11 protein-coding genes are annotated in these 11,021 nt (G+C 43.8%); all 11 read right to left on the bottom strand.

Features of this window, described 5'->3' with window-relative positions; translation table 11 throughout:
* Window positions 1-434 precede the first annotated feature (434 nt).
* Window positions 435-821: a RidA family protein gene (locus tag L1D50_RS17570; RefSeq protein ID WP_128725798.1), complete on the bottom strand. Its 387-nt coding sequence runs from the start codon at window positions 819-821 to the stop codon at window positions 435-437.
* 111 nt (window positions 822-932) lie between these two features.
* Window positions 933-1,244 carry a hypothetical protein gene (locus L1D50_RS17565; RefSeq protein ID WP_128725797.1) on the bottom strand — a complete coding sequence of 104 codons (312 nt, stop codon included), beginning with the start codon at window positions 1,242-1,244 and terminating at the stop codon, window positions 933-935.
* Between the two features lie 391 nt (window positions 1,245-1,635).
* Entirely contained in the window at window positions 1,636-2,484 is an 849-nt protein-coding gene (locus tag L1D50_RS17560) for a Tim44-like domain-containing protein (RefSeq protein ID WP_128725796.1), read from the bottom strand.
* A gap of 144 nt (window positions 2,485-2,628) precedes the next feature.
* Window positions 2,629-3,348 carry a DUF3379 family protein gene (locus tag L1D50_RS17555; RefSeq protein ID WP_128725795.1) on the bottom strand — a complete coding sequence of 240 codons (720 nt, stop codon included), beginning with the start codon at window positions 3,346-3,348 and terminating at the stop codon, window positions 2,629-2,631.
* Window positions 3,348-3,863 carry a sigma-70 family RNA polymerase sigma factor gene (locus L1D50_RS17550; RefSeq protein WP_010605216.1) on the bottom strand — a complete coding sequence of 172 codons (516 nt, stop codon included), beginning with the start codon at window positions 3,861-3,863 and terminating at the stop codon, window positions 3,348-3,350. The genes L1D50_RS17555 and L1D50_RS17550 overlap by 1 nt, the downstream gene beginning before the upstream one ends.
* Before the next feature lie 157 nt (window positions 3,864-4,020).
* Window positions 4,021-5,652: a BatD family protein gene (locus L1D50_RS17545; RefSeq protein WP_239966500.1), complete on the bottom strand. Its 1,632-nt coding sequence runs from the start codon at window positions 5,650-5,652 to the stop codon at window positions 4,021-4,023.
* Window positions 5,646-7,610 carry a VWA domain-containing protein gene (locus L1D50_RS17540; RefSeq protein WP_239966501.1) on the bottom strand — a complete coding sequence of 655 codons (1,965 nt, stop codon included), beginning with the start codon at window positions 7,608-7,610 and terminating at the stop codon, window positions 5,646-5,648. The genes L1D50_RS17545 and L1D50_RS17540 overlap by 7 nt, the downstream gene beginning before the upstream one ends.
* A gap of 8 nt (window positions 7,611-7,618) precedes the next feature.
* Entirely contained in the window at window positions 7,619-8,602 is a 984-nt protein-coding gene (locus L1D50_RS17535; RefSeq protein WP_138583704.1) for a VWA domain-containing protein, read from the bottom strand.
* The gene (locus L1D50_RS17530; protein ID WP_128725792.1) at window positions 8,595-9,026 is read right to left on the bottom strand and encodes a DUF4381 domain-containing protein; all 432 of its coding nucleotides are present in this window, start codon (window positions 9,024-9,026) and stop codon (window positions 8,595-8,597) included. The genes L1D50_RS17535 and L1D50_RS17530 overlap by 8 nt, the downstream gene beginning before the upstream one ends.
* The gene (locus tag L1D50_RS17525; RefSeq protein ID WP_128725791.1) at window positions 9,027-9,980 is read right to left on the bottom strand and encodes a DUF58 domain-containing protein; all 954 of its coding nucleotides are present in this window, start codon (window positions 9,978-9,980) and stop codon (window positions 9,027-9,029) included.
* 4 nt (window positions 9,981-9,984) lie between these two features.
* Window positions 9,985-10,941 carry a MoxR family ATPase gene (locus L1D50_RS17520; protein WP_128725790.1) on the bottom strand — a complete coding sequence of 319 codons (957 nt, stop codon included), beginning with the start codon at window positions 10,939-10,941 and terminating at the stop codon, window positions 9,985-9,987.
* Window positions 10,942-11,021: the final 80 nt, after the last annotated feature.

Raw genomic sequence — 11,021 nt, 5'->3', positions numbered from 1 at the left:
ATCTTGAAGCGGGGAAATAGCTTTAGTAGCACCGCTCTCGCGTCCTGCTACCGCTAAGGTACCTATATCCATATAGGCAAGGCAAAAATTTTGCTATTTAGTTGTTCTAAATGAGAAATTTTTAACGAAGCTAATATGCTATTTCACCCTTCAAATTGATTAGAGAATTAATTCAATTGGTATTATTGCAGGTTTGAAAATTTAAGCCTGCTCCTCACTTAAGCAAGCTGTTATAAGCTCCTATTGGCCTTTTCATGCTGATTGATGACGTCAGGTTATTAGTGTGATGCTGGAAGTGACTCATCTATTGCATACTTTGCCTTGGGCAAATATCGATAAGCCTGTCGACGCTCATGGGAGGGCGTAAAAATTTGTATCGAGGACAGCAAACCCGATACTCTACAATGATAAGGTCGACTATCCCTTGTCTCTTGTCATGCCTCGGATAGCACCGCATCGACTTCAGTCTCTACCAACCACTCAGGGTCAATAAAACCCTTGACCTCGACAAACGTACAAGCTGGACGTTGAGTCGAGAACAACTCACCATGAGCTTTGGCTGCTTGCTCCCACTCTTTGATATTGGTCAACATAATCCTAGTACGGATAACATCTTCAATACTGCCACCTGCTTCTTCAATCGCTTTTAATGAAATTTCCAAACAATATTTCGTTTGCTCATACACATTTCCAATAAATACGGTTTGACCATTGTCTATTGGAGCTGTGCCCGCTACCGCTATATTTTTACCTATTCGACTCGCACGAGAGAATCCTATTGGTTCCTCCAAATGTGAACCAGAGCTTATCAATTTCCGCATATTCTTCCCTTAGAATTATAACTCCCACATAGGGAGCTAAGTATTGTTTGGCTAAAAAGTGAAGCGTTATCGAGCAAAGCGTTACGTGAGCAGTAGCTTGATATTCGCAATCTAATTGTAGAATGCCAAACCTAATTGCAAAATGGTGAAAACAAACATAGATGTTATCATCAATTTATCTTTGCGATGAAAATTTTGGATAAGAGGATCTTTTTGTTTTGATAGAAATCCATTTTTCATTGATTCTTCAAGGTTTGCAAAAGATATCGTTGTAATATTCATTCCCATTCTGTTGTTACACAATTTATTCCATTCATCTGGATAAACATTCTGTACATGTGCTTTTATTTTTCTTAAATGGAAAGTTCGAAAAAACAAACATGATAGCGCTGCAAAAAAAGGCAAGTAGATGAAGGCATGCACAATGAGTACTCCTTTACATTTAACATTTTAGTATTTATGCGATACGCAGTTTGTTTTGCATAATCGCTTGTTAGACTGAGGCGCAACTTGCTTGGTGTGTCAAAGTTGGTATTACTTATGTGATAGGAATATGCTTTTTAGGGGCACCAACCTATTATTATTGAAGTGTTCCCTTCGTTGCTCAGCGCTTATTATTCTGCTATTACACCTAAATTTAGCCAAATAAGCAATGACATTCGTTGCACAGAGCGCGGTATGGTCTGAATAATTACGCTGGTTAACTAATTGATTTTATTAATTAAACTTTGTCTCTTACTCATTTTCTCTGTTTTGGTCAAATAAGCACTACCGCAGCGCCGTGAGTATCTGAGCCGCAGTAGTGCTTTATATGTTAGGCTGCTAGGTCTTCAACGCCAACGATTAGCCAAGGTGCTTCACCCGTTGTTTTACGCTCTAAGTGCCATATTTCGTGGATAGGTTCTTCTTGCATGTCGCCTAGGTCACGATATTTGCCAGTAAACTTAATACTAACTTCCCAAACGTCAGGGCGTGTATCTGCTCGGACTAACTCAGCGTCAACAAACATCACTTCAGTATTAACGTCGCCTTGCTGCTCTCGCTCACGTTTGAACTCTTCAACCAACTCTGGACTTAAGTATTCAGAAACTGTCGAAAAGTCGTTGTTATTCCAAGCGGTTTGGATGGTTTGATAATGCTGTCTAGCGCCTTGTAAAAAGCCGTTGATATCAAAATCTCTAGGTAGATTCATAGGCACGCTACTTGCGCCAAAACCACCGCTAATTGGTCCTTGGCTTTGAAATTGCTGCGGTGGTGGCGTATTGTTGTAGCCACCCATAGGCGGTGCGCCTGCATAACTTGGCTGTTGTTTTCTAGCAAGCATGCCCTTAACTAATTTGAAAATTAAAAAGGCAGCAGCGGCAAGCAAAATCATTTCAAGGAACTGAAATCCCTCGAAGTCATCGCCAAGCATAGCTGCAATTAAGCCACCGGCTAATAAGCCCCCAAGTACGCCAGCCATAATACCTTTTTTACTCGATTTAGGCTTTGTTGTAGATTTTGCATTTAACGCTTGGGTATCAGTTTTTTGCTTTTGTTGAGCCTTTTGTGTTTGGTGTGTTTTGCCTGAGCTTTTACTACCAAATTTCTTTCTCGCTTCAGCATTAAAACTGGCTGTAAACAAAAAAGACACAAGGGAAAGTAACACAATGAAATGTTTCATAAAGTTCCTATATACCAAAATAACTGCCGCCATTGTAAAGAACTAACATGGCTATTTAAATAGGTATATACCTCAATTAAATTTGTATTTTAGGAAGTTTAGTAAGGATATTGAGACACCGCCCCAAAGAGTGGGGCGGTAGTATTATAACCAGCGTAGTGAGCTTGTTACTTCTGATTGGAAGGTTTCAATCGGCGTACCCCGATTTGCCACCAGTATGGTGTTGGCTTTACCATCATGAGCAATTAAGCCCTCAAAGCGATTATCACCAAAGCTATCTTTACCGTCAATCGTGCTATGTTGGCCTGCTGGCACGACAAAAACCGTGAGTGGACCAAATTCGGATTGCATAACAAGGTGAAGGCTTTTTTGGCCTTTAAAATTACAAAATGTCGCGTAAACCACTTTACCCGGCAAGTTATCGAACTTACCTCCAAACATTGCGAGCTTTTCATTAACAGTTTGCAGTGAAACCGTTTCTTGCTTTTGCAGTGCGTTTTCTTCGTAATACACATGAGCAAGCGCATGCTCACCGGTGTCGACAGGGTGCCCAAAACCACCAAAGTAAAATACTACGGCGGCAAAAAATACACTGGCTGCAATTGCAAATGGTGCGGTTGCGCGTCTAAACCAAGACATTTTCACCACATTTTTCTCTTCCGTATCAAGCTCCTTTTGTTTTGCAATAATCTTTTCAGCCAACCCCTCAGGCACATCAATATCGAGTGATTTTCCTAAGAAATCGTCGAAATCTTGCATTTCTTCGACTAGTGCTTGCAACTCAGGTTGCTGTTCGGCCTGTTTTTTGACCTCTTCATCATGAGGATCAGCAACGAGGCGGCGTCGAAATTCGAGTTCATCCATCAGTTTGATGCCCCCTTTATTGGTTCATATTCAGTCGTTAAAGCGTCTTTCAGCTGGTTGCGAGCACGGTATAATCTCGTCATCACCGTGTTTTTATTCAGCTCAAGTATATCGGCGATTTCATCACCAGAGCATCCCATAACCACTTGCAGTAGCAGAGGTTCACGATATTCTGGTGCTAAGTTGGCTATTTGTCGTTGCACAACGGTTTGTTCCATTGCATCATCCAAAGCCGAACTGGTATCGTCGACCAGCGTATCTTGTTCAACCTCCGCATAGTCAAATTGCTTGCGCTCAAAACGACGTGCATTTTCTCGTCTTAAAATAGTTAATAACCAAGGCTTTGCTGCATTTTCATCTTGTAATGAATCAAGTGCGCGCCAAGCCCGCAAAAAAGTTTCTTGTACTAAGTCTTCTGCTATTGTCGGATCGCCAGACAACCAATAAGCGAACTTATATAGCTCTTTGTGGTACATCCGAACCAGTGACTCGTAGTGATGTTGTTTACTGGCCATATCTATGAGACCTATCTTTTTGCAGGTTTATTTCAACAAAAACTCATTTTATTTTAGTTGATTTTGGAAGTGTATCTTCACACCAAGCATAATTGATCTGTTAATTATTTACTAACAAATCTAGTTCGTCTTGCAATAAAAAAGCGCCCTGAGGCGCTTATTGGTATAGACTGCTTAAATTTTGACTTTTATTAGTGTGAACCGTGCTTTTCACGCTGGTTTTAATTTCACCGTATAATTGAGACAGGTCTACTTTTGCGCTATTGCCTCCATACAGCGAGCTTTGTAGCGTTTGTACCTGCGCTCGCAATGAGCTGGACTGAAGTGCTAGCCATTGTGTCATGGTGATATTTTGTTGTTTGGTGTAGCGCAGTAGTGCCTGATAAAAGGCTGCAGGGTTATTCTGTTTGACTGCTTCTTCAAACGAAAGAAAAGGTGCTGGATTTTCATCTGTGACTGTATTTGCTTTGGGGCCGATGGCCGATTTTGCTTTGAGACGCCATACTAGTAATGTGATAAGCCATAGTGCGTATCCAAAAGCGGCGATTGCCCACATCCACAGCGGGATAATTTGCTCAGTGATCACCTTCGTTTGCGTAGCCGTTGACGGGGTTATGCTCGGGCTTGAAAGTGACTGCGCGATTGGAGCGGTCTGTGGTATGACTGGCTGATTTGGATCAGGAGTCACACTGACAGACTTACTTGGTAATGTCGCAAATTCTTCACGTTTAGTGATGGTGTTAAACCAAGGTAGTTTTACTTCGGGCAGAGTAAAATCACCGGCGAGTTGCGGTAGGTAAGCAAAAGAAATGGTTAACTGTGAGATGACTTTTCCATCTCGGGTAATTTGCTTACGTTCAGACGCGTCTGGATAAATTCTAAAGCCATTAACGTCTTCGAGTTGAATGTCAGGAAGCTGCTCTTTAGTAACACCTACAGCAGTGAGTGTTAGTGTTCTCGTGATGGGTGTTCCAACCATAAACTCGGTATCTTTGGGCTGCCATTCTTCAGAAAAATTCAAGTATTCACTGGGTAGCCAGTTATCAGCAGCGTTAGCTGGGATTGGAGATACTGAAAAGTCAATGGTATTGCCAACCGCAGAAGTCGCCATTCTACGATAGCCATCTCTGATCTGACCATTGAAGATCGGCGGCTCTATGCTGAAGTCACCACTTTTTTGTGGTTGGATCATATATTCGCGAGTGAGCACCATGTAGCGTCGGCCGTCAATCACTTCGTATTCTTCATTGGCTTTGCCCAATTGTGTGAAGTTGGCTCCATCTGAAACAGGAGCACTTAGTTGGCCATCTAGTAGTTCTTTTCCTACATAGAGTTTAACGGTATAAAGCGCTGCCTGTTGAACATAGAGGTTTTTTGTCTTGAGTTCGGTTTTTACGAATATATCTTCACTTTGCTGCTCATCATCACGAGCAACAACTTTTATTTCGATAGGCTGGGTCGTTTCACCATCTACCTCTAACGCGGGAATGGTGTAAGTACCCGGGGTGCGAGCAACGAGCTGCATTTGCCAGGTGGTAGAGCTTGAAACGCTACCATTAATGATACTGGTTCTAGAGCTGGTATTCACGGGGCTGGTGATAAAGTCGTTACTAAGCACAGAAACGTCAGGAATAGTACCTTTGACTTTGCCTTCAGCGATAATCGACAACGTGAAGTATTCACCTGCGAGCACTGGGTTTTTGTCTACGCTGGCTGTGAGATTTTCCAGTGCCAACGAGGCGTGGCTTAATATCAACAAAGACAGAAAAAATAGAATGCGTTTTACCATGATTTTTCAGCTCCTCTTGGTAGACGTCTTTGTTTGCGTTGTTGTGCTTCTAGTTGCATTTTATTTCTCAATAATATGGCCGGATCATCAGGTACTTTTCTAAGCAGTTGATTAAGCTGTTGCGCTTTCTCAATTTCTTCAGGGGTAAGTGGCCGACTATCTTGCATCATTGTAGCCTGTGCCTTTTCTTCATCCAGCGGTGATTGCTCGGGATCGGGCTTAGGTACGGCTTGTGCTTGCTGTTGTTTTTGCTCTTGAGTTTGTTCGTCAGCTGCTTGCTGGTCTTGGCGGGCAGCATCTAGCTCAGGCTCGTTGTTGTTTTGTTCTGACCCACTTCCTGCTTGAGGATTCTGTTGGTCTTGCTGACCTTGTTGGTCTTGCTGACTTTGTTGGTCCTGCTGACCTTGCTGATTCTCCTGACCTTGTTGGTCTTGCTGACCTTGTTGGTCTTGCTGACCTTGTTGGTCCTGCTGACTTTGTTGGTCCTGCTGACCTTGTTGGTCCTGCTGACCTTGTTGGTCCTGCTGACCTTGTTGGTCCTGCTGACCTTGTTGGTCCTGCTGACCTTGTTGGTCCTGCTGACCTTGTTGGTCTTGCTGCTCTTGCTGGTCCTTTAACGCTTCGACTAACGCTTTATTATCCTTCGCTTGCGTAAAATCAGGATCTAAGGACAAGGCTTTTTCGTAGGCAGAAATCGCGTCGTCTAACTTACCAAGCCGTGCTAGCGCATTGCCCAAATTGTATTGGCCTTCTGCTGAGCTTGTTTGTTCGAGTGTTTCTACCGCTCCTTCGTAATCTCCGGCTTTATAAAGGGCTGCGCCTTTTAGTACCGGATTATCGGCAAGCGCGGCCTCATCAAACGCTTCATTTTGGTAGGCCTGCAGCGCGTTTTGGTCGCTATTTTTAAACCACTGCGTCCATTCATTTGCCAGCGCTTTTTGCTGCGGCAACATCGCAAAAACAACCAAAGCACTGAGTATAACTGCGTGATTTCGAACCAATAGCAGTGCGAGTGGAATAAGTACAATCAACAGATATATTCCCGCATCTACTCGCCACTTAGCACTTTCTTGGTCGCGTTTAAGCACCGATGTATTTGCACCCAAATTAGGTTTAAATGTCTCTATGTCACTGCTGTCAGCAGTATAGCTGGCAAATTTTCCACCTTTTACTCTAGCGAGTTTTTCAAGTCGAGTTGGGAATAACTTGGGCACGACTATCTGGCCATATTGGTCTTTTAAAAAGCCGCCTTCAGGTAATTTGATTGGTGCGCCTTGCGCCGTACCTAAGGCATAGATACTCAGCTTAAATGGGCTGTCAGAAAGAAGCTTTTGTACATCTTCTGCGTCTTCTTGTTCAAGTCCATCGGTTACCAAAATAATGTCACCATAGGTTGCACTTGCACCTGTTAACAAGCTAACGGCTTCTTCGATGCCGGCATACACATTAGAGCCTTTTGAGGGCATGATCTCTGGACGAAGGCTCGGGATCAAATTCTCAAGAGTGGTGACATCAGTTGTGAGGGGCGACACGGTAAAAGCATCGCCTGCATAGGCGACTAAACCCGTTTCGCCTTCTTTAAATAGCTTTAGCATGTCTAAAGTTTTAAATCTCGCTTGCGTTAAGCGGTTTGGCGTGAGATCGGTTGAATACATAGAATAAGACATATCCAGCACTAACACTCTAGGTGCCTGAGTTTTAAATACCGGTACTTCTTGTTTTTCAATACTTGGTCCCGCAACTGCAATAATGGCCAACAAAAAGAACACAATACCAAGCCAAGAGTTACTTTGTTTTTGGTGTTTTTGACCACCGGCTCCCATCACCACCTTCATCAGGTGCGGTGCGATAAGTTGCGCTGATTTTTGATTGGACTTTTTAGACCATTGCAACGCACTGTATATCACCCAAGGAATAAGCAACCATAGCAGATGTGGGCGAATAAATTCAAATTCCATCATATTATTTACCCTCTTAATTTTGTTCTTAGTACAACACCGAGCTGAGCCACAAAGAGCAAGCCGAGTATCGCGAGGAGAGGAATATAAAACAGTGAAATCTTAGGACGGAAAGTCTGTGTTTCATCACTAATCGGCTCTAGCTCATCGAGCATAGCGTAGATCTTTTGTAGGCCTTCCACGTCTTTTGCGCGAAAATATTGCCCACCAGTTTCTTTGGCGATATGTTGCAACGTTTTCTCGTCTATACTACTACCAGCCATAGAATTAAAACCAAATAAACCAAAACCGCGTCTACCATCTGAGCCAACACCAACGGTATAAATCTTTATGCCTTCTTCTCGGGCTAAGATCAGTGCTTCTTCTGGTTGAAGGTTGCCAGCGGTGTTTTGACCATCGGTCAGCAAAATCAAGATTTTGTTACTTTGTTCACGTTCACCAAAACGCTTTACCGACAAACCAATAGCATCGCCAATCGCTGTGGCGCGTCCAACTAAACCAATTTGTGCCTCACTAAGCATTTGGCTAACCGTCGCTAAATCTCGGGTGAGTGGCGTTTGCAAAAACGCGGTGTCACCAAAAAGAATAAGTCCCAGACGATCTCCTTGGCGTGCTTCGATAAAGTCGCTAACAACGGCTTTGACGACAGACAATCTGTCCACTAAGCGACCTTGATATTCCATATCTTGCTCTGTCATTGAAGCCGACAAGTCAACAGCAAGCATAATATCGCGTCCCTCATTTGGCACAACGATTGGGTCGTCAAGCCAAGTTGGGTTTGCCGCTGCGGTTACCAGTAACAGCCAGATGAGTGTTTCCACTAGGCTTACTTTTGCGCGCTTATTGAGTTGAGTTGTGCTCGCGAGTTGTAACTTTGCGGCACTTGGCATACGAATATTGATGTTGGTCTGCGCGATACTCGGTTTAAACTTCGCAATTAGCCAAGGCAGAGGTAACAATAAGAAGGCAAGGGGCCAACTAAACTCAAACATCGAGACGCTCCTTCACTTTGAAGGTATTAATCGCACGACATAGTTTATCGCTGAGTGCGGGGTCTTGAGTCGGTGCATATAACGAGTCGAGCTCTTGTTGAGTGAGTTCAACGCGTGTGAGTCTTGCTTGCAGCGATAACCATTCTTGGCCCGATCTACTCGCAGCGGTATCACCATAATAATGTTTTACTAAACGTTTGAGTATGGTGTGTAATGCTTGGGCATTATCCTGCAAATGACTCAGTTTTACGGCTTCCTTTTTTGCCTTTAAAAATTGCTGGCGACGATATAATAGCCAACACGTAGCCCCAAATATTGTGAGTAGAACACAAATGGCTCCCCACATTGGATAAGAAAGTGGCCACCAGCTCACGCTTTGAGGGATGACCACGTCATTAAGCTGGTCGAGTGGATTGACTTGCATTTAACCCCTCATGATTTGTAATTCGATTGGTAATGACGCGTCGTACTTTTGTAACGACATACCAGAGCGCTTGAGAAGCGCCAATCTTCGATTGAAAAAGTCAGACGCATTTTGCGAGAATTTGTCTCTAAATTGCTTGTCCATCAAGGGCAATGTCCAGTTTTGTTCGCCAGCTGAGACCTCAATCGCTTGGCTGTATTCAGGAAGATGATGCTCAAAAGGATCGCTCACCATACAACCAATTACTTCGTTATGGCGGGTGGCACGCTCTAGTAATTTAAAGCTTTCGTCATTCAACTCCGTAAAGTCAGAAATGAGATAAATCAGGCTGCCGGGTTTTGCCAGATGAACAAGTCGTTTTAAATTCTCATTGAAACGATCCCCCGAGGGGGGAGTTTCTTTTTGAATTAATGCTTGTTCGTGCAGGGCACAAAACTGATGAGCTAGCGCAAGCACTCCACGGTCGCGAGCAATCGGCTTGAGCTCGTGGTGATTACTGTCATTAAACACCACACCACCAACACGGTCGCCGCGTTGGCATGCAGCCCAAGACACCAAAATGCCTAAGTGCGCCGCAAGCACCGACTTAAGTAACAGCTTTGAACCAAATAGCATGCTTGAGGAAAAGTCACAAAATACAAAAACGGGTCGCTCTTTCTCTTCTTGAAAGAGTTTCGTGTGTGCTTCACCGGTACGTGCGGTAACTCGCCAGTCAATCGCACGAATATCATCACCATATTGGTATTGTCTGACTTCAGCAAACTCCATACCTCGACCTTTGTGCGGTGCAAGGTATTGCCCTGATTGAGCACTTTTCACTTTTCCTCTCGGTTTGAGCGAAAGTAAATGCGCCTTTGACTTATAAAAAAGTAGCTCTTTCAGGCCGAGTTCGACACCATTACTATGGCTTTCATTAAACCAGCTGGCTGAATTAAACTGCTTGATGTCGTTCATAGTATTATGGAACAGCAACCAATTCTAAAATCTTACTGATCACCTGATCTTTGGTGACCCCATCCGCCTGTGCTTCATAACTCAGCACGATACGGTGGCGTAGCACGTTATGCACCACAGCTTGAATATCTTCTGGTGTGACAAAGTCTCTGCCTTGTAGCCAAGCATGAGCACGAGAACATTTATCAAGCGCAATTGTAGCTCGAGGACTCGCGCCATAATCAATCCAGCTTGCAAGCGTTGCATCAAAGCGTTGTGGCTGTCTGGTCGCAATAATCAATTGCACAAGATATTGCTCCAGCGGCTCGGCAAGATGCATGCTTAGTACGGTTTTACGGGCCTCAAATAGGGTTGCTTGACTAATAGGTGTGAAGGTTGCTTGATACTCCTCCAACGCCTCGCCACGGGTGAGACGCAAAATATCGACCTCGGTTTCTGCGTCCGGATAATCAATATTCAAATGGAGTAAAAAGCGGTCGAGCTGCGCTTCAGGTAACGGATATGTACCTTCTTGCTCAAGCGGGTTTTGCGTCGCCATTACCATAAATAGCTCAGGCAATGGATACGTTGTTTTGCCAACGGTTATTTGGCGCTCAGCCATTGCTTCTAGTAGCGCTGATTGCACTTTGGCTGGCGCTCGGTTGATTTCGTCAGCCAAAATCAAATGATGAAAAAGCGGCCCTTTCTCAAACACAAATTCGTTGGTTTGTTGGCGATAGATATCTGTACCAGTTACATCGGAAGGTAATAAATCAGGGGTAAACTGGACGCGTTGAAAACTGCCTTCAATACCTTTAGCTAGTGCATTTACCGCACGGGTCTTAGCAAGACCTGGAGGGCCTTCAACCAATAAGTGTCCATCTGCTAAAAGTGCGATAAGCAAGGATTCGGTCAGTGCACTTTGTCCTAAAATTTGGGTATCTAAATATTCTTTTAGTTGAGAAAACTCGTTTACTGCCATGAGACTGCCTTTTAAGCCGACAAAAATAAAAATAGTTATATGGACGCTGAATGAATAATCAAGTTGATTAGACTCATAAT

It is taken from the genome of Pseudoalteromonas sp. Isolate6 (genome assembly GCF_022398435.1).
Classification (GTDB): Bacteria; Pseudomonadota; Gammaproteobacteria; order Enterobacterales; family Alteromonadaceae; genus Pseudoalteromonas; species Pseudoalteromonas galatheae.
This window is presented reverse-complemented; position numbering and strand designations above follow the sequence as displayed.